The sequence below is a fragment of the Bacillota bacterium genome, assembly GCA_029961055.1.
GTDB lineage: Bacteria > Bacillota > Sulfobacillia > JAIMAT01 > JAIMAT01 > JAIMAT01.
Genome location: JASBVM010000012.1, coordinates 47,715 through 66,007, shown reverse-complemented (window position 1 = coordinate 66,007; position 18,293 = coordinate 47,715). Strand labels below are relative to the sequence as shown.

Sequence of the window (18,293 nt, the reverse complement as noted above, 5' to 3'; positions counted from 1 at the left end):
AGCGGGTGGACGGCCCCGGACCGCCGGAGGTGGAGCCTGTCGCATGGAGCTCGCAGACGAGTGCATCTTCTGCCGGATCGTGACGGGCCGTGCACCCGCCTTCCGCCTGCTGGAGAGCGAACGGGCCCTGGTCATCCTCGACGCCTACCCCGCCGCTCTCGGACACGCCCTGGTGATGAGCCGCCGCCACGCCCGCGATCTCTTCGACCTGGAGGAAGAAGAGATCGCCGAGATCGCCCGCCTCGCGCGGCGCGTGGCCCTGGCCCAGCGGCAGGTGCTGGGCGCCGGCGGCGTCAACCTTCTCAACTCCAACGGCCGGGCCGCCCAGCAGACGGTCTTCCACTTCCACCTGCACGTGCTGCCCCGGCAGACCGGCGACGGCCTCAACGTCTGGGCCGGCAAGCGTCTCCACCGCATCGACCCCGAGCTGGGCGAGCGCCTGCGCGCGGCCCTCGCGGCTCCCGCCATCTGAATCGCCTGCCACCGGCCGACCGACGGCCGGGCGGGCAGGCGCGCCCGCCGGTCCCTACCCCCCCGCCTTGCCCAGCAGGAAGCTGATGATCAGGACCAGCAGCACGAACAGGGTGATCGCGGTGTAGGTCAGGTCGCGCTCGCGGAGGAAGATCAGGACGGAGAGGAGCACGCGCGCGATGGGGGTGAGGACCAGGATCAGGATGCCCAGGTCGATGACGGCCAGCGGGTTTCCCCGGGCCAGGCCGAGGAAGACCTGCGCGAAGCCGGCGGGGCGTGCCAGAGGGAGCCCCGCGGGATGGACCAGGACGAGGACGAGACCGACCAGCATGATCACGGCGCTCAGCAGGACCCCAGCCCGGAGGACCCAGCTGATCAGGAGCTCGAGATCGACCGCCTTCCCTGTCCCCGCGTCCTCCGCCACCGGCGCGGCCTTCCGCTCGGACACCGTCTATCCCCCCAGACCCCGCAACAGCATCTCCACGCCGATGAAAAGAAGGATCGGGACGGCGATCAGCCGGAGCGTCCGGTTCCTGATCCGCGTCAGGACCAGCGAACCCAGCGAGGCCCCCAGCAGGACGCCCAGGGCGACCGGCGCCGTCGTCTCCGGACGGATGTCACCGCGGGCGAAGTAGATGGCCGCGCTGGCCGCGGCCGTCACCCCCATCATGAAGTTGCTGGTGGCGGAGGAGACCTTGAGCGGGAGCCGCATGAAGCCGTCCATGGCCAGAACCTTGAGGGCACCGGAGCCGATTCCCAGCAGGCCCGAGATCAGACCCGCCACGTACATCATGCCGAATCCCTGGGGAACGGCGGTGGCGGCATACTCCACCTGCCGGCCCAGGGCCGCGTCGTAGTAGCTGCCCTGGAGCTTCAGCCGTCGCGCCAGGGGGCTGGCCTGACGGGGCTCCGGGGGCGTGCCGCGACTCTTCTGGAGCGCGTTCAGTGCCGACCAGCCCATCAGCGCCGCAAAGATGATGTAAAGGTAACGGGCCGGGATGATACCGCTCAGGAACGCCCCCGTGATGGCGCCCGTCGTGGTGGCCATCTCCAGGAACATGGCGACCCGGATGTTGGTCAGATGGTCGCGGACGTAAGTGGCCGCGGCGCCGCTGGAGGTGGCGATCACGGTGACGATGCTGGCGCCGATGGCGTCGTGGATGTCCAGCCCCAGCCCCAGGGTAAGCATGGGGACTACGAAGACCCCGCCACCGAGCCCCAGGAGCGATCCCAACAGGCCGAAGACCACCGAAGCCGCGAAGGCTACGAGGCTGAAGTCCAGCAGGTGCATGAACGATAACCGCTCCCGAGGAGGTCGTTGAAGCCTCCGCCATTATAAGTCCTTCCTCAGACAAACACCCGGCGGCTCCGTCGCCGCATAGGCCGGGGCGAGGTGACGGAGCCGTGTGCGGAATCGCAGGGTGGGTGGACTGGGAGCGGGATCTCCGCCAGGAAGCTGGAGTGGCGGAGGCGATGGGGGCCACCCTGGCCTGCCGGGGACCCGACGATTCCGGCCTCTGGCTCTCGCCGCACGCCGCGCTGGCCCACCGCAGGCTGATCGTGGTCGACCCCGAGGTGGGCGTCCAGCCCATGGTGCGCGAGCGGCACGGCGCCCGCTACGTCCTCACCTACAACGGCGAGCTGTACAACACCGAGGAGCTGCGGGGCGAACTCCTGGCCCGCGGTTACAGCTTCCGCGGCCACTCCGACACCGAGGTGCTCCTGGCCAGTTACATGGAGTGGGGGGAGCGGGCACCGGAGCGCCTCAACGGGATCTTCGCCTTCGCCATCTGGGACGAGGAGGAAGAGGCGCTCTTCCTGGCGCGCGACCCGCTCGGCGTCAAGCCGCTCTTCTTCGCGCGGCGCGGCGGCGGGCTCCTCTTCGGCTCGGAGATCAAGGCGCTCCTCGCCCACCCGGCGATGGAGGCGGAGATCGACGGGGAAGGCCTGGCCGAGATCTTCGTCATGGGCCCGAGCCGGACGCCGGGCCTGGGCGTCTTCCGTGGCGTCGAGGAGCTCCGGCCGGGCAGCTGGCTCCGCTTCGACCGCCGGGGCGTCGAGCTTCGCCGCTACTGGCGGCTGGAGAGCCGGCCGCACGTCGACTCGCTGGAGGCGACAGCGGCCCGCGTGCGGGAGCTCCTGGAGGACGCGGTCCGCCGGCAGCTGGTCTCCGACGTGCCCCTCGGCGCCCTCCTCTCCGGCGGGCTCGACTCCAGCGCGGTCACCGCCTTCGCGGCCGCCGCCTTCCGGCGCGAAGGCCGCGGCCCGTTTCAGACCTTCAGCGTCGACTACGTGGGGAACGACCGCTACTTCCGGCCGAACGCCTTCCAGCCCGATGCCGACGGCCCCTGGGCCCACCGGGTGGCCGAGACCTTCGCCACGCGGCACCGGGACTTCCTCATCGACAGCGGCGAGCTGGCGGCGGCGCTCCGGCCCGCCCTCCTGGCGCGGGATCTGCCCGGCATGGCGGACGTGGACGCCTCGCTCTACCTCTTCAGCCGCGAGGTGAGACGGGAGGCGACCGTCGCCCTGGTGGGCGAGGCGGCCGACGAGGTCTTCGGGGGATATCCCTGGTTCCGCGATCCCCGCGCGCTGGACGGGCCAAGCCTTCCCTGGGTGAGGAAGATCGCCGAACGGGCCGAACTCCTGGCGCCGGACGTGCGGCGCCGGGTCCGCCCCTTGGAGTACGCGGCCGAGCGCTTTCGCGAAGCGCTCGCCGAGGTGCCGCCACTTCCCGGGGAGGGGGAGGAAGAGGCCCGCATGCGGGCCATGTCGTACATCAATATCACCCGCTTCCTGCCCATCCTGCTCGACCGGATGGACCGCATGAGCATGCGTGTCGGCCTGGAGGTCCGGGTCCCCTTCTGCGACCACCGTCTCGTCCAATACGTCTGGAACATCCCCTGGCGGCTGAAGACGGCGGGTGGACGCGAAAAGGGGATCCTCCGCCTGGCCATGCGCGGCATCCTGCCCGAGGAGGTCCTGGCCAGAAGGAAGAGTCCCTATCCCAAGAGCCACCACCCCGGCTTCCGGCAGGAGGTGCGCCGGCGGCTGGAAGCCATCCTGGAGGATTCCGACTCCCCGCTGGTACCGCTCCTCGACGTGGCGCGCGTCCGCGCCCTGATCGAGGAGGACGGCCGTTCCTTCGACCCGGCCTGGTTCTCGCAGCTGCTGGGCGGCGCCCAGCTCTTCGCCTACCTGGTCCAGACGGACGCCTGGCTGCGGCAGTACAAGGTCCGCATCGTCTGACGCCGACGCGCCCCAAGGGCGGCCGGCGCGCGCGACGGCGCGCATGCCGGCGGGAGCGAGAGGGCATGTTTAGGGCGGACCGGAAACCCCGGCCCGTCCAGACTTGCCCGGAAAGGGGTTGGGCCATGCCCATCACGCAAAAGGAAGCGCTTTCGCTGACCGAGATCCTCAACGGTCACGCCGCCGCCATCGACAAGCTGATGGTCGACGTCAACGCCGTCCAGGATCCGCAGCTGCGGAGCATCCTGGAGCGGCACCTGCGCGCCCACCAGCAGCACTACAACACCCTGCGCAACTTCCTGGCCCAAAGCGGGCAGACGCCGTCCTCGGCGCCCGACTTCAACTACACCGGCCAATACGGGGGCGGTTTCGGCAACCAGGGCTGGAACCCCCAGGGCGGCTTCCAGCCCTTTCAGGCCAACGAGTTTCGCGACCATCGCGCTTCGGACCGGACCGTCGCCGTCGACTCCCTGGATCGGTGCAAATGGCATGCGACGGAGACGCTCCACGCCGGCCTGGAGGCGGCCACCCCGCAGGTCCGGCAGGCGCTGCTCGGCATGTGCAAGGACCACGCCGACATGGCCTACGAGCTCTTCCAGTACCTGCACGCCCACAACTGGTACCCCGTGCCGCCGGTCCAGAGCGACATCATGCGCCCCGCCGCGCAGGCCTTCCCGGCCATGGCGGGCATGCCCGGCTTCTGAGGCGAAGGGCGGCTCCATGAGGCGGCGTCGCGGGACGCCGCCCTTCTTTTGTCACGGTCCGTCTCCCGTCGTCTGCGCTTGTCACCCTCTGCGCTCTGGCGTCAAGATGTTTCCAACGGGGACCCAGCGACGGCGCCTCGATCCTGTCCCTGGACGACGGGGGTGGCTTGGGTGGGCGAACGACCGGCCGGAGCGGTGGGGGACCTCCTGGCGCTGGCCCGGCGCAGGGCGAGCTGGGCGGTTCCCGACCTGGCGCGGCGGCTTGGCGTCACGGAGGAGACCTGGGACAGCTGGGAGAGCGGGCGCCGCCTCCCCCCGGTTCGCCGGCTGGAGGCGATCAGCGAGCTCCTGGAGCTCCCGGCCGAGCGGATCGCCACCGTCTGGATGGAGTCGGTCGATTCCGAGTCGAGCCTGTCGGAGGTGGCGGTCTGGCTCGCCCGCCGGGGCCACGCGCGGATGGCCCGGCGGCTCTTCGCCCGGGCGGTCGTCCTGGCGCGACGGCGGGGGACCTACGGCCAGGCCCTCGAGGTCCGGCTGCGGGCGGCCGACGCCGAGCTCCGCTGGGGGGACGGGCGGCGGGCGCGGCGGCAGCTGCAGAGCGTCCGCCGGTCGGCCCGGGCGGCGGGCGAGCTCCGTCTCCAGGCCGTCGCGGAGCAGCTCCTCGGGCTGAGCGCGGGCGAGCGCTCGGATCTGGAGCGGGCGCTCCAGCACCATATCGTCGCCTACGACACGGCGCAGCGCGAGCAGGCCCCCGGCGAGGAGATGGCCCGAGTCGCCATCAACCTGGGCACGGTGGTCCTCTCCCTCGGCCTGGTGCAGCTGGCGGAGCGGTGGTACCGGCGGGCGTTGGCCATGCTGGCCGGCGAGGCACCCGGCCGGGACGAGGCTCGGGCCCGCATGGGCCTGGGTGTGGCGCTGCGCCGGCTGGGCAGGGCGGAGGAGGCCTTCCACCAAGGGCGCCTGGCCCTCCGGGCGGCCCGGGAGGCGGGCGCCGACGACCTGCTCCCCCACATCCTCCTCAACGTGGCCATCGCCCTGACCGACGCCGGCCGTCTCCACGTGGCCCGGCGGATCTTCACCTACCTCGAGCTGCACGAGCCGCGGACCGCCCGGGAATGGGCTGCCTCCTTCTGGCCGGAGGCGGCGCGGGCGGCGCTTCTGGACGGCGACTTCCCGGAGGCGGAGAAGGCGGCCAAGCGGGCGCTCCTTGCCGGTGCCAGCGGCCTCGACGCCGCGCTGGCGCACCTGGCGCTGGGCGAGGTGGCCGCCGCCAGCCAGGCGGCGCCCGAGGCGACGGCGCAGTACCGGCTGGCCGCCGAGGCGCTCCAGCATGAACTGCAGCCTCAGGTGTGGTGGATCATAGAATCGATCCTGGACAGCTACCGCAGGAGCAGCGGCAGCGGCTCCGCCCCCGCGGCGGACCTGCGGCAGAAGGCACGGCACCAGGGTCGTCGCTGAGGACGGTATCCCTGTCGCGGGCCGGAGTCTCCCGAGCGGAAGCGAGGTGAGCCCGGCGTGAAGCGGCGGGCGTGGCGGGTCGTCGCCCTGGCCGGCATCGGGCTGGCGCTGGCGGCGCTGCTGAGCTGGACGGCGATCCCGACCCGGGTCGCCTCCGACCAGCTTCCTCCGCCATTCGGCATCGCCCTGACCCTCTGAGCCTGGGCGACGGCGGACGAGGTGCCGCCTTCCCCCAGCAAGCCCGGGCGGCCTTCGAGGGCTCCCCGGGCTCACCCCGTTCAGGCCGGCCGGATCGCCTCTGCGGCCCCTATCCGTCCCGATTCCCCCGGTCCGCGAGGAAGAGCCCCAGCTCCACCAGACGAGCCGCCCTGGCCGCGGCGGCGCGGACGAGGCGGCGCGCGCCGGCCATCGCCTCTTCGAGGTCCATGGGTCCGTCGACCACGGGCAGCAGCGCCGAGAAACCGGCCTCCCCGACCAGGAGGCGCTCCGCCCCCTCGCCGAGGCCGCCGGCCAGTCCGATGACGGGAATACCGCGGGCCGAGGCGCGGCGGGCCACCTCTGCCGGCGCCTTTCCGTAGGCGGTCTGGCGGTCCAGGCGCCCCTCCCCGGTCAGGACCAGGTCGACGCCTCGGAGGCGGTCGTCGAAGCGCAGCCGGTCCAGGACGAGGCGCGCTCCCTGCTCGAACCGGGCGTGGAGGGCGGCGAGCAGCGCGAAGCCCGTGCCGCCTGCGGCCCCCGCGCCGGGCAGGTCACGCCAGCGACCTCCGGCCGGCGGAGGGACGACCGCCTCCAGCCGGTCGGCCCACCGGGCCAGCGCCCGGTCGAGCCGGGCCACCTGGTCAGGCGTGGCCCCTTTCTGGGGGCCGTAGACGGCGCTGGCCCCCGTCGGGCCCAGGAGCGGGTTGGTCACGTCGCAGGCGACGGCCACCGGCGTGCGCGAGAGACGGGGGTCGAGGCGGCTGAGGTCGACCTCCGCCAGCCGCGACAGGGCGGCACCGCCCGCCTCCAGGGGCTGCCCGGAGCCGTCCAGGAGGCGCGCGCCCAACGCCTGGAGGAGGCCTGCGCCGCCGTCGTTGGTGGCGCTTCCGCCCACCGTCACCAGGAGCGAGCGGGCGCCGGCATCGAGGGCCGCCCGGACCAGCTCGCCCACGCCACGGCTGGTGGCGCGCAGCGGATCGCGCCGCCCGGGAGGGACGAGGCCGAGGCCCGCCGCCTGGGCCATCTCGATGACGGCGGTGCCGTCGGCCAGGAGCGCCCACTCGGCCTCCACCGGCTCGCCCAGCGGCCCGCTCACCCGCTGGCGGCGCCGCTCGCCGTCCAGGCCGTGGAGGAGCGCCTCGAGCGTTCCCTCGCCGCCGTCCGCCACGGGCAGCCGGACGAGCTCGTCGCCGGGACGCCGCTCCCACCAGCCCTCGGCGAGGGCGTCGGCCGTCTCTGCCGCGCTCAGGCTCCCCTTGAAGGAAGAGGGCGAGACCAGCAGCCGCACCCGCCGGCCACCTCCTGGGGTATGGTAGCAGAGCCGTCCGACTCGCGCCCGGGCGGCGGGAGGAGAGGCGAAGGCGGCGGAGGAAACGGTAGCCTCGGGATGGAGGCGGAAGCCTCGCGGGGGGTGCGGAGATGGCCGAGAAGGCGAACCAGGCCGAGAGGACGCCACCGGTCCGGCTGGAGGCGAGGGAAGGAAGCCCTCTCCGGAGGGCGGTGGGCTGGGTGCTCCTGGGCGTGGTGCTGGTCGACGTGGCCCAGCGGGTCCGGGCGTGGCTGCGGCCGGGGCCGATGCCGGCGCGGATCCAGCCGCTCTTCCTGGAAAGCCGGCTGCGGGCGCTGACGCTGGGCCCGAGGGAGGTGCTGCCCGCGCTGGAGCTGGCGCCGGGCATGGACGTGCTGGAGGTGGGGGTCGGGACCGGCTTCCTGACGCCGGCGCTGGCCGGGGCGGTGGAGCCGGGCGGCCACCTGGTGGGGCTGGACGTCCAGCCCGACCACTTCGAGGAGATCCGCTGGCGCCTGGAGGCGCAGGGGATCCGGAACGTGGAGCTGGTGCAGGGCGACGCGCAGAGCCTTCCTTTCGGGGACGCCAGCTTCGACCGGGTGGTGATGGTGACGGTGCTCGGGGAGGTGCCCGACCGGCGCCGGGCGCTGGCCGAGGCGCGCCGGGTCCTGCGCCCGGGGGGGCGTCTCTGCGTCACCGAGCACTTCGCCGATCCGGACTTCCTGTCGCCGGGGTGCGTGGAGCGGGCGGGCCGCGAGGTGGGGCTGGTCCCGCTGGGCCGGCGGGGCGGCTGGTTCCGGTACACGCTCTGCTTCGGCCGCGGCGAGCCGGATGCCTGAGGGGGCGGTGCGGACGATGGCGGGGATCTTCCAGGGCAAGGCGGCGCTGGTGACGGGCGGCGGGACCGGCCTCGGCTACGCCATGAGCCGGATGTTGCTGGAGGAAGGGGCGCGCGTGGTCATCGCCAGCCGCAACCGCGAACGCCTGGACGGGGCGGCGGCGGAGCTGCGCCGGACGACCGGAGGCGAGGCGCTGGCGATGCCGCTGGACGTCCGCGACGCCGAGGCGGTGGAGCGGGTGGTGGAGGCGGCGGTGGAGCGGTTCGGGCGGCTGGACTTCCTGGTCAACAACGCCGCAGGGAACTTCGTGGTCCGGGCGGAGGAGCTCTCGCCGCGCGGCTGGGACGCCGTGGTCGGCATCGTCCTGGACGGGAGCTTCTACTGCTCGCGCGCCTTCGGCCGCCACGCCATCCGCCGCGGCGGAGGGGGCGCCATCCTCAACGTGGTGGCCAGCTACGCCTGGACGGGCGGTCCGGGCACGGTCCACTCGGCGGCGGCCAAGGCGGGCGTACTGGCCATGACGCGGACGCTGGCGGTGGAGTGGGCGCCCTTCGGCATCCGCGTCAACGCCATCGCGCCGGGGCCGGTGCCCACCGAGGGCGCCGCCTCGCACCTCTTCCCGGGGGAGAGCGACCTGCGGGCGCTGGAGGCGCAGGTGCCGCTGGGACGCCTGGGAACGCCGGAGGACGTGGCGCGGGCGGCTCGCTTCCTGTTGTCGGAGGAGGCGAGCTGGATCACCGGCGAGGTGCTGACCGTGGACGGCGGGCAGTGGCTGGGCAAGGGGATGTTCCGCGTGCCCGCCGGCGGCTCTCCCCACCAGGGGGTGGACCGATGAACGTCACCCCGGTCCCCGACGTGCGAACCCGGCGGTGACGCCGGCCCGGCCGAGACGCGCTCCTTCTCCGCCGAGCCCCGGGCACAGGACGAGAGACGCAAACTAACGACCATATATCAAATGACTCGACAAAGGATGGGTCGCGCAGACGACGAAAACCATGTGCACAAGGGGGGATGCACATGGCGGATGAGCGCGTCCAGGTGGTGAGCACGAGCGAGGCCATCGCCGACCCGGGTCCGCTGGGGCTGGCGGGCTTCGCCATGACCACGTTCATCCTCAGTGCGACCAACGCGGGACGGATCGGTTCGGGCACCGCCTTCCTCACCCTGGCCTTCTTCTACGGCGGTCTGGCGCAGCTCCTCGCCGGCATGTGGGAGTATCGGCGGCGGAACACCTTCGGGGCGACGGCCTTCTCCAGCTACGGCGCCTTCTGGATCGCCCTGGCCAGCATGGTGGCCCTGGAGCACGCCGGCTACGTCGAGATGAGCGGCGACGCCATGGGCTTCTGGCTCCTCGCCTGGACCGTCTTCACCTTCTATATGTGGATCGGCAGCTTTCGCCTCAACAACGCGCTCCTGGCCGTCTTCACGCTTCTCTTCGTCACCTTCCTCCTGCTGACGCTGGGCGCCTTCGGATCGGCCGGCCTCGGCGTCGCAGGCGGCTGGACCGGCATCGCCACCGCCCTGGTGGCCTGGTACGCTTCGGCCGCAGGGGTCATCAACGACGTGAGCGGCAGGGTCGTCCTTCCCGTCGGACCGAGGAACACGGGCGCGGCCGGCCCGGCGCGCGCCGCTGCGCGGGCGGGCTAGCCGCAAGGCGGCGCCCCTGGCGGGCGGGGCGGAGCCGCTCTTCGCCGCCCCGCCCGCAGGAGAGGAGGCGAGGACGGCGAACGGCGATGAAAAAGAGTTGCGCGGCGCGCCCGGCGACGGGAGGAAGCCCTGCGCGTCGTGGTTTCTCTGCACCGGTAAGAGGGAGGTGTAGTCGGTGGCGGTACCCGAGCGACCGGAACTGCCGGAGGGCCTGGACGCCCTCCTTCAGGAGAACCGGACCTTCGAGCCTTCGCCCGAGTTCAAGGAGAAGGCGCTCTGGAACGACCCTTCCATCTACGAGGAAGCGGACCGCGATCCGGAGGCTTTCTGGGCGCGGATGGCCCGGGAGCAGGTGACCTGGTTCAAGCCGTGGGAGAAGGTGCTGGAGTGGGATCCGCCCTTCGCCCGCTGGTTCGTGGGCGGCCAGCTCAACGTCAGCTACAACTGCCTCGACCGTCACGTCCGGAGCGGCCGGCGGAACAAGGCGGCCATTCTCTGGGAGGGCGAGCCGGGCGACACCAAGGTGATCACGTACGACCAGCTGCTCCGCCAGGTGGAGCGGGCGGCCAGTGGCCTGAAGGCGCTGGGCGTGCGCAAGGGCGACCGCGTCGCCATCTACATGGGCATGGTGCCGGAGCTGCCGGTGGCCATGCTCGCCTGCACCCGCATCGGCGCCGTCCACAGCGTGGTCTTCGGCGGGTTCAGCGCCCAGGCGCTGCGCGATCGGATCCTGGACTCCCAGGCGAAGGTGCTGATCACCCAGGACGCCGGCTGGCGACGCGGCAACCTGGTGCCGCTCAAGGCCAACGCCGACGAGGCGGTGCGGGAGACGCCCTCCATCGAGCACGTGGTGGTGGTGGAGCGGGTCGGCCCGGAGAAGGCGGCCTCCACCGGGGCTTCCTGGGTGGAGGGGCGCGACATCCGCTGGGACGAACTCCTCGCCCAGGCCGAGCCCCACTGCGAGCCGGAGCCCATGGAGTCGGAGGATCCCCTCTATATCCTCTACTCCAGCGGCACCACCGGGAAGCCCAAGGGGATCCTCCACACCACCGGCGGTTACCTGACCCAGGTGGCCACCACGCACAAGTACGTCTTCGACCTGCACGAAGAGGACGTTTACTGGTGCGCGGCGGACATCGGCTGGGTGACCGGCCACAGCTACATCGTCTACGGGCCGCTGGCCAACGGCGCCACCACGGTGATCTACGAGGGCGCCCCCGACTTCCCCGCCCGCGACCGCTGGTGGCAGATCGTGGAGAAGTACGGGGTGAACATCCTGTACACGGCGCCCACCTCCATCCGCACCTTCATGCGCTGGGGGACGGAGTGGCCGGCACGCCACGACCTCTCCAGCCTCCGGGTCCTGGGCAGCGTCGGCGAGCCCATCAACCCCGAGGCCTGGGTCTGGTACTACAAGTACATCGGCGGCGAGCGCTGCCCCGTCGTGGACACCTGGTGGCAGACGGAGACCGGCGCCATCCTGATCACGCCGCTGCCGGGGATCACCCGGCTGAAGCCCGGCTCCGCCAGCCGCCCCTTCCCGGGCATCCGGGCGGTGATCGTCAACGACCGCGGCGAGCCGGTGGCCCGGGGACAGGGCGGCTACCTCTGTCTCACCCACCCCTGGCCCGGCATGCTGCGGGGCCTCTACGGGGATCCGGAGCGGTACAGGCAGGTCTACTGGAGCCGCTTCCCGGGGCTCTACTTCACCGGCGACGGCGCCAAGTACGACGAGGACGGCTACTTCTGGCTCCTGGGCCGGGTCGACGACGTAGTCAACGTCTCCGGCCACCGCATCGGCACCTATGAGGTGGAGAGCGCGCTGGTCGACCATCCCGACGTGGCCGAGGCGGCGGTCATCGGGCGGAACGATCCGGTCAAGGGGCAGGCGATCTCCGCCTTCGTCACGCTGAAGGAGGGCGTGGAGGTCAGCCCGGCCAAGGTCGACGAGCTGAAGCAGCACGTGGTCAGGGTGATCGGGGCGCTCGCCCGCCCGGCCGAGATCTTCTTCACGGCCGAGCTGCCCAAGACGCGTTCGGGCAAGATCATGCGCCGGCTCCTGCGCGACATCGCCGAGGGGCGGGCGCTGGGCGACACGACCACCCTCGCCGACCCCGCCGTGGTGGAGCAGTTGAAGGCGCAGTACGAGGAGACGGAGAATCCTGCCTGAGCCCCCGATTCCGCCCTTTCACCGGGGGGAGGGGTGATCGGGGCAGGCGGCCCGGCCGGCAGTCAGCTTCGCCGCACCGGGCCGCCCCCTTCTGGGCCTGCGGTTCTTTCAGGCCGTCGCCCGCTGTTCCCCGGCGGTGCGGGAGGCGAAGAGCGCCTCCCCCGCCATCTCCCAGGCCCCCTCGAAGAGCTGCAGCGCCTCGGCCGCGGCACCGGGCGCATCCGCCGAGACGGCGGCGCCGAGCGCCGGCGGGATACCGCCGGCGGCCTCCTGCCGGACGGTCCCCGTCCCTCCGACCCAGAGCAGGAGCCGGCGGCCGTCGGCCACCGTCAGCACCGCCTGCGGCCAGCCGGGCAGGCTCCGTACCTGCGCGCCCCGCCGGGCCAGGAAGCGGGCCGCCTCGCCGCTGGAGCGGCCGGCCGCCAGCAGGAGGCGCAGCCGGAGGCCGCGCCGGAGTGCGGTGGCCAGCGCCTCCAGGAGATCGAGGTCCCCTGCCGCGGGCAGCGCGAGGTCGAGCGTGTGCCGGGCATCCTCCACCAGGCGGAGGAGCCGGGCCTGGGCCTCGCCCGGAGCCAGGACCTCCAGGCGTTCGCCGGTGGCGGCGGGGGCGGCGGCGGGGACGAGGGCGGCCAGCGCCTTGGGCACGTCGACGTAGCCGGCGCCGGCTGCCTCCGGCTGGTGGAAGCGGTCGTCGGCACCGGCCATCAACGCCCGCTTCACCTGGTCGGGGCTGGCTCCGGGCTGCCGCTGGAGGAGGAGGGCGGCGGCACCGGCGCAGATGGGCGTCGCCATCGAGGTGCCGGAGAGGCGGAAGTAGTCTCCGTCGACCCGGAAGTCGGGATGGGCCTGGTCGAGCGCCGATCCGGGCGCCCGCAGCGAGACGATGCCCACGCCCGGCGTCACCAGGTCAGGTTTCCGGCCCAGCTCCAGGGTCGGTCCCCGGCCGGAAAAGGAGGCGACGGCGTCATCCGCCTTGGCGGGGGTGCGCTTGTCGTCGGTGGCGCCGACGGTGATCAGGAGCGGGTCGATGCCGGGGGAGCTGATGGTGAAGGGCGCCGGGCCGTCGTTCCCGGCCGCCACGCAGACGACGAGGCCGGCCTGCCAGGCCTTCTCGAGCGCCTGGCAGAGGGGGTCGATCTGGTAGGGGATCCAGCCCGGCCCTCCCAGGGAGAGGGAGAGGACGCGGATGCCCAGGTGCTGCCGTTGCTCGAGACACCACTGGACGCCGGCGATGATGGTGGAGATGGAGCCGCTCCCCTGGGCGTCCAGCACCTTGACCGCGGCCAGCTGCGCCTCCGGGGCGCTTCCCCGGTAGCGGCCCTGGCTGGAGTGGCCGTTGCCCAGGGCGCAGCCGGCCACATGGGTGCCGTGGCCGTTGTCGTCGTAGGGCTCGGAGCGACCGTTGACCAGGTCGTGGAAGGCGACGATCCGATTGCCGGGCCGGGTCAGGTCGGGGTGGGGGTAGACGCCTGTGTCCAGGATGGCCACGGTGACGCCTCGGCCGGTCCAGCCCGACGTCCACGCAACCGGTGCGCCCACCGCCGGGACGGCCACGTCGAGGAGCGCGTGCACGCTCCGGTCGAGGTGGAGGCGGAGCACCGCGGGATGGGCGGCCAAGGCGGCCAGCGAACGGCGGGGCAAAGTGACCAGCAGCGCCTCCACCAGGGGCAGCTCGCCCACGATCGTGGCGCCGCAGCCGTCGATGTGGCGGCGCAGATCCCGCTCCGCGGCCTCGTCCAGCCCCGGCTGCCTCTGGACCAGGAGGCGGAGTTCGGACTCGGGTGCGGGCCCTTCCTGCAGCTGGCGGAGCAGGGCCGGATCGCACTTGTGCAGGTGCGGTGCCAGGTTTTCGTCGATACCGATCATCGGTTCGCCCCCTTTGAGGGGACCAAGCCCCCGCAGATCGCAGGTATCCTACTCGGTCAAGCTCCGGGGAGTGAAGGCGGAAGAGGTCGAACCGGGGCGGGCCCCTCGGGCGGCGCGTGGGCCGCCCCGGTGCCGGCGACGGCCTCCAGCTCTGCGAGCACGGGCAGGTGGTCGGAGGCGAGGGCGCTCTCGCCGCCCGGGTCGCGCCAGAGGCCCGCCCTGACCACCCTCCAGCCCCTGCCGACCAGGATGTGGTCGATGCGGTAGCGGGGCCGCTCCGAGGGGTAGGTGGCCTCGGCGCTCCCCGCGCAGCTGTCCGAGAGGCTGCCCCGCAGCGGCGACAGCTCTTCCGCCTCCAGGGAAGCGTTGAAGTCCCCCGCCAGGATGGCGAGAGGGCCGGCCTGCCGGATCCAGCCCGCGACCGCGAGGCTCTGGCGGGCCCGCTCGGCCGCATCGAGCCCGAGGTGGGTGACGGCCACGGGGATCGAAGTCTCACGGTCCGGCCGGAGCTGGGCGGCGAGGAGGAGCCTGGGCTCGGGCCGGCCCGCCAGGCCGAGGAGCGCCGGCGCCCGCCGCCAGGGAGGAAGGGTGCGAGCCGTGACCCGCCGCAGCGGATACCGGCTCAGGAGCGCGTTGCCGAAGGCGGCGCGGCCGCGGCGGAAGGCGGGGGCGAAGCGTCGCACGGGGAGCCCGGCCAGCCCGGCCAGGTACCGGGCCTGGTCGACGTCTCCCCGCTGCGGCCAGTAGCGGCTCACCTCGGTCAGGGCCGCCAGATCCGGCTCCGCCGAGCGCAGGACGCGGGCGATGCGCTCCAGGTCGAGGCGACCGTCGCGGCCGACGCCTGAATGGATGTTCCAGGTGAGCACGCGCAACGTCACGCGGGAGCCGACCTCGCTCGTCCCGGAGCGGTTCGGCCGGACCGGGACCGGTGGCAGAGAACGGGCGGAGAAGGGCAGCCCGCCCTTCTCCGCCAGCGTAGCACGTCGGGTCAGCGGTCGGCCCGCCCGGTCAGCGGGCGGTTCCGCGCGGGGTCAGTCCGGCCGGCGCGGCGAGACCGCGCCGGCCCCGCGCCGGTCGTCCACCTCGTCGCGGATCTCCTGCCGGAAGCCCTCGATGGCCTCGCGCCGCCGCTGGTTCTTCTCGCGGATCGCGTCCTCCTGCCCCTCCGGGAGGTCTCGGGCATGGGCCCGCATACGTTCCCGGGCCTCCCGCAGGTTCTCGAAGGTGTTCTCGATGTGCTGCCGCAACTTGGCGACGTTGTCCGAGCGATCATCCGGCTTGGGCAAGCGACCACCTCCCGGCGGTTAGCATGCCCGGTCGAGGATCTCCCGCACCCGGCGGACGGGAGCCTTCGCATGAAGAAGGCCATCCTCGAGGAGGATGGTGACGGCACGCGTGCGCGCTTCCGCAAGGAGGCGAGGGACGGGCCGGGCCCGCCAGCGGCTACCATGGAGTCCGGAGGCGGGCCCTGGGGAATGCACGACGTCGACCTGACCGTCGTCGGCGCGGGTGTCGTCGGCCTGGCGGTGGCGGCGCGCCTGGCCGCGCCCCGGCGGACGGTCTGGATCCTGGAGCGGAACCGGCGGGCGGGCGAGGAGACTTCCTCGCGCAACAGCCAGGTGATCCACTCCGGCCTCTACTACCGGCCGGGTTCGCTCAAGGCGGAGGCCTGCGTGGCCGGCAACCGGCTCCTCTACCCGCTCTGCGAGCGGCTCGGCGTTCCGCACCGGCGGACCGGCAAGCTGGTGGTCGCCTCGAGCGGGGAGGAGCTGCCGGCGCTCGGGCGGCTGGCGCGAAACGGCGAAGCCTGCGGCGTGGAGGGGATCCGCCTGCTCGAGGCCGGCGAAGTCCGCAGGGTGGAGCCGCACGTCCGCGCGCGGGCGGCGATCTGGGTCCCTTCCACCGGCATCCTCGACGCGGCCACGCTGGTCCGCGCCCTCGCGGCGGAGGCGCGCTCGCGCGGCGCGGAGCTGCTGCTCCAGACGCGGCTCGTCGCGGTGGAGCCGGCGCCGGAGGGTTTCCGGCTGACCGTCCGCGATCCCGACGGCGAACTCTTCCGGTACACCTCGCGCCTGGTGGTCAACGCCGCCGGGCTCGAGGCCGACCGGGTGGCGGCGCTGGCCGGGATCGAGCCGGAGGCGGCCGGCTACGGGCTCCGCTTCGCCAAGGGCGAGTACTTCAGCGTCCGCCCGGCCAAGGCCGGGCTGATCGGGCGCCCCGTCTACCCGCTGCCGGAGGCGGAGGTGGCCGGGCTCGGCATCCACGCCACACCGGACCTCGACGGCCGCCTTCGCCTCGGACCGGACCTCACCTGGCTCGACCCCGGCTGGCGGGAGCGCCCCGACTTCACGGTCGACCCCTCCAAGCGCCACGCCTTCTGGGAAGCGGCCCACCGCTACCTGCCGGAGCTGGAGCCGGACGACCTGGCCCCGGAGATGGCCGGCGTCCGCCCGAAGCTGCAAGGCCCGGGCGAGCCGCCGCGCGACTTCGTGGTCCGCCACGAGGCGGACCGGGGGCTGGCCGGTTGGGTCAACATGGTCGGCATCGAGTCGCCCGGGCTGACCGCCGCGCCGGCCCTGGCCGAGCGGGTGGCCGGGCTGCTGACCGACCTCCTCTGAACCGGCGAAGGACCGGCTTCGGGCGACGTTCCCGGACGCCGACCGGGCCGGGAGCGGGCTGAGGCGCAGGTGCGGGGGCGGTCGCAGACGAAAGGAAGCCCGACCTGCCGCGCGCTTCTCCGCGGCGGGCGCGGAGGGGAGGTGCTGGCCTCGGCCGTCATCCGGACTCTCCTCGACGGTTTCCCCGGTCGCAGCGAGCGCGGCTACCTCGGGTGGAGCTCCTGCCACCTGGTGGTCACCGGGCGCGGCCGGCGGATCCTCTTCGATACGTGCGGCATGAACGAGCGGGTGGAGCTGCTGCCGCGCCTCCGTGCCGCGGGCGCGGAGGCGGAGGAGGTGGACCTCGTCGTCCTCAGCCATCTCCACTTCGACCACGCGGCCAACTGGGACCTCCTCCCCCGCGCGGAGATCCTCGTCCACCGCAGGGAGCTGGCCTACGCCACCTCCGCCGAGGCGGACGTGGCCGTCCTCCGTGACCACGCCCGCGAGCTGGCGCGCCACCCCAGGCTCCGCCTGGTCGACGGGGAGGCCGAGCTCGGGGAGGGTCTCCGGCTCCTGGAGGTGCCGGGGCACACGCCCGGCAGCCTGGCGCTTCAGGTGGGGGGCGCCGTCCTCTGCGGCGACGCGCTGAAGAACCGCTGGGATCTGGCCGGCGGCGTCCCGGAGCCGGTCTGGGAGCCGCGCCAGGCGCGGAGGGCCATCGAACGGCTGGCGGCCTCGGCCGAGCGGCTCTACCCCGGCCACGACGCGCCGCTCCAGCGGCGCGGGGACGCCTGGGAGCCTTTGAGCAGGCCGCGCGTGCGGATCTTCCTGCCGGCCGGCGAGGTGCGGGAGCTCCGCGCGGACGGCGGGACCGGGGAGGAGGTGTGATCGCACCTTGCGGAGCGGGAATCCGGTCGCGCCGGACGAGGCGGTCGACCTCGCCCGGGGAAGCTTCGACTTCCACGTGCACGCCGCGCCCAGCCTCTTCCCGCGCGCGACCGACGATCTCCAGCTCGCCCGGGAGGCCCGGGCGGCGGGGATGGCCGGCTTCGTGCTCAAGGCGCACGAGGGGTCGACCGCCGAGCGGGCCGCCCTCCTGGAGGAGGCGGTGCCGGGGATCCGGGTGGTCGGCAGTCTGACGCTCAACCATTTTGTCGGCGGCTTCAACCCGGCGGCGGTCGAGGCGGCGCTGGCGCTGGGCGCCCGGGTGATCTGGATGCCCACGCTGCACGCGGCCCAGCACCTCCGTCACTACGGCGGAGCCGGCTACCGAGAACAGCCGAGCCGCGTGGAGCTCCGCCCACGGCCGCCGCTCTCCGTCCTGGACGAGAACGGCCGGACTCGTCCCGAGATGGTGGAGATCCTCCAGTTGATGGCCCAGGCCGGGGCCGTTCTCTGCACGGGCCACCTCGCACCCGCGGAGAGCCTCGTCCTGCTCCGTCTGGCCCGCGAGCTCGGGGTGGAGCGGCGGGTCTTCACGCACCCCGACCTGGCGGTCACGCGGGTGGGGTTGGAGGTGCAGCGGGAGCTGGTCCGAGAGGGCGTCTACGTCGAGAAGAGCCTCCTCACCACCCTGCCGGCCTGGGGCGGGCAGGGCGTGGAAGAGCTGGTCGGCTCCATCCGCCGGTTGGGGGTGGAGCGGGTTCTCCTCCAGAGCGATCTGGGACAGGCGGCCAACGGTTCGCCCGTGATCGGCTGGTTGCGCGGACTGGGAGCGTTGGTGGCGGCGGGCATGCGGGAGGGAGAGCTGCGACGCGTGGCGGGCGAGAACGCGCGCGAACTCTTGGCCCCGTAGCCGGGAAG

18 protein-coding genes are annotated in these 18,293 nt (G+C 73.2%); 12 read left to right on the top strand and 6 right to left on the bottom strand.

Annotated features, from left to right (window positions below; translation table 11 throughout):
• Positions 1-43: 43 nt before the first annotated feature.
• Entirely contained in the window at positions 44-472 is a 429-nt protein-coding gene (locus QJR14_04955) for an HIT domain-containing protein (GenBank protein MDI3316947.1), read from the top strand.
• A gap of 54 nt (positions 473-526) precedes the next feature.
• Here the strand turns inward: QJR14_04955 and QJR14_04950 are convergent, their stop codons facing one another.
• Together QJR14_04950 and QJR14_04945 are read right to left on the bottom strand one after the other, a co-directional pair.
• On the bottom strand, positions 527-919 hold the full coding sequence (locus QJR14_04950; protein MDI3316946.1) for a DUF1634 domain-containing protein: 393 nt from the start codon (positions 917-919) through the stop codon (positions 527-529).
• Positions 920-922: 3 nt separating this feature from the next.
• Positions 923-1,762, bottom strand: a complete 840-nt coding sequence (locus QJR14_04945) for a sulfite exporter TauE/SafE family protein (protein MDI3316945.1) — start codon at positions 1,760-1,762, stop codon at positions 923-925.
• Positions 1,763-1,875: 113 nt separating this feature from the next.
• Here QJR14_04945 and asnB point away from each other — a divergent pair, with 113 nt between their 5' ends.
• From asnB to QJR14_04925, 4 genes are all read left to right on the top strand, one after another.
• Positions 1,876-3,720, top strand: coding sequence for an asparagine synthase (glutamine-hydrolyzing) (gene asnB, locus QJR14_04940; GenBank protein ID MDI3316944.1), 1,845 nt, complete (start codon positions 1,876-1,878; stop codon positions 3,718-3,720).
• Between the two features lie 125 nt (positions 3,721-3,845).
• Positions 3,846-4,424 (top strand): spore coat protein, encoded by a 579-nt coding sequence (locus QJR14_04935; protein MDI3316943.1) that lies wholly within the window; start codon positions 3,846-3,848, stop codon positions 4,422-4,424.
• A gap of 171 nt (positions 4,425-4,595) precedes the next feature.
• Positions 4,596-5,882: a helix-turn-helix transcriptional regulator gene (locus tag QJR14_04930; protein MDI3316942.1), complete on the top strand. Its 1,287-nt coding sequence runs from the start codon at positions 4,596-4,598 to the stop codon at positions 5,880-5,882.
• A 57-nt stretch (positions 5,883-5,939) separates the two neighbouring features.
• Positions 5,940-6,080 (top strand): hypothetical protein, encoded by a 141-nt coding sequence (locus QJR14_04925; GenBank protein MDI3316941.1) that lies wholly within the window; start codon positions 5,940-5,942, stop codon positions 6,078-6,080.
• 109 nt (positions 6,081-6,189) lie between these two features.
• Here QJR14_04925 and QJR14_04920 read toward each other — a convergent pair whose 3' ends face one another.
• A complete protein-coding gene (locus tag QJR14_04920; GenBank protein ID MDI3316940.1) occupies positions 6,190-7,368 on the bottom strand; it encodes a glycerate kinase in 1,179 nt (392 codons plus the stop codon).
• Positions 7,369-7,499: 131 nt separating this feature from the next.
• On the opposite strand from QJR14_04920, the gene QJR14_04915 reads away from it, so the two are divergent.
• The 4 genes from QJR14_04915 to acs all read left to right on the top strand — a co-directional run bounded on the left by QJR14_04915 (position 7,500) and on the right by acs (position 12,024).
• Entirely contained in the window at positions 7,500-8,207 is a 708-nt protein-coding gene (locus tag QJR14_04915) for a methyltransferase domain-containing protein (protein MDI3316939.1), read from the top strand.
• A 16-nt stretch (positions 8,208-8,223) separates the two neighbouring features.
• Positions 8,224-9,042 carry an SDR family oxidoreductase gene (locus QJR14_04910; protein ID MDI3316938.1) on the top strand — a complete coding sequence of 273 codons (819 nt, stop codon included), beginning with the start codon at positions 8,224-8,226 and terminating at the stop codon, positions 9,040-9,042.
• 182 nt (positions 9,043-9,224) lie between these two features.
• Complete coding sequence (locus tag QJR14_04905) at positions 9,225-9,854, top strand: acetate uptake transporter (GenBank protein ID MDI3316937.1); 630 nt, start codon at positions 9,225-9,227, stop codon at positions 9,852-9,854.
• Positions 9,855-10,029: 175 nt separating this feature from the next.
• Positions 10,030-12,024 (top strand): acetate--CoA ligase, encoded by a 1,995-nt coding sequence (acs, locus tag QJR14_04900; GenBank protein ID MDI3316936.1) that lies wholly within the window; start codon positions 10,030-10,032, stop codon positions 12,022-12,024.
• A gap of 108 nt (positions 12,025-12,132) precedes the next feature.
• Here acs and QJR14_04895 read toward each other — a convergent pair whose 3' ends face one another.
• The 3 genes from QJR14_04895 to tlp all read right to left on the bottom strand — a co-directional run bounded on the left by QJR14_04895 (position 12,133) and on the right by tlp (position 15,176).
• Positions 12,133-13,890, bottom strand: coding sequence for a S8 family peptidase (locus tag QJR14_04895; protein MDI3316935.1), 1,758 nt, complete (start codon positions 13,888-13,890; stop codon positions 12,133-12,135).
• 56 nt (positions 13,891-13,946) lie between these two features.
• Positions 13,947-14,768, bottom strand: coding sequence for an endonuclease/exonuclease/phosphatase family protein (locus QJR14_04890; protein ID MDI3316934.1), 822 nt, complete (start codon positions 14,766-14,768; stop codon positions 13,947-13,949).
• Positions 14,769-14,921: 153 nt separating this feature from the next.
• The gene (gene tlp / locus QJR14_04885; GenBank protein MDI3316933.1) at positions 14,922-15,176 is read right to left on the bottom strand and encodes a small acid-soluble spore protein Tlp; all 255 of its coding nucleotides are present in this window, start codon (positions 15,174-15,176) and stop codon (positions 14,922-14,924) included.
• A 189-nt stretch (positions 15,177-15,365) separates the two neighbouring features.
• Between tlp and QJR14_04880 the strand changes: the two genes are divergently transcribed.
• The 3 genes from QJR14_04880 (at position 15,366) to QJR14_04870 (ending at position 18,285) form a co-directional block, all read left to right on the top strand.
• Positions 15,366-16,508 (top strand): NAD(P)/FAD-dependent oxidoreductase, encoded by a 1,143-nt coding sequence (locus QJR14_04880; protein ID MDI3316932.1) that lies wholly within the window; start codon positions 15,366-15,368, stop codon positions 16,506-16,508.
• A 141-nt stretch (positions 16,509-16,649) separates the two neighbouring features.
• Positions 16,650-17,378: an MBL fold metallo-hydrolase gene (locus tag QJR14_04875; GenBank protein ID MDI3316931.1), complete on the top strand. Its 729-nt coding sequence runs from the start codon at positions 16,650-16,652 to the stop codon at positions 17,376-17,378.
• A gap of 7 nt (positions 17,379-17,385) precedes the next feature.
• On the top strand, positions 17,386-18,285 hold the full coding sequence (locus QJR14_04870) for a DUF6282 family protein (protein ID MDI3316930.1): 900 nt from the start codon (positions 17,386-17,388) through the stop codon (positions 18,283-18,285).
• The last annotated feature ends 8 nt before the right edge of the window (positions 18,286-18,293 follow it).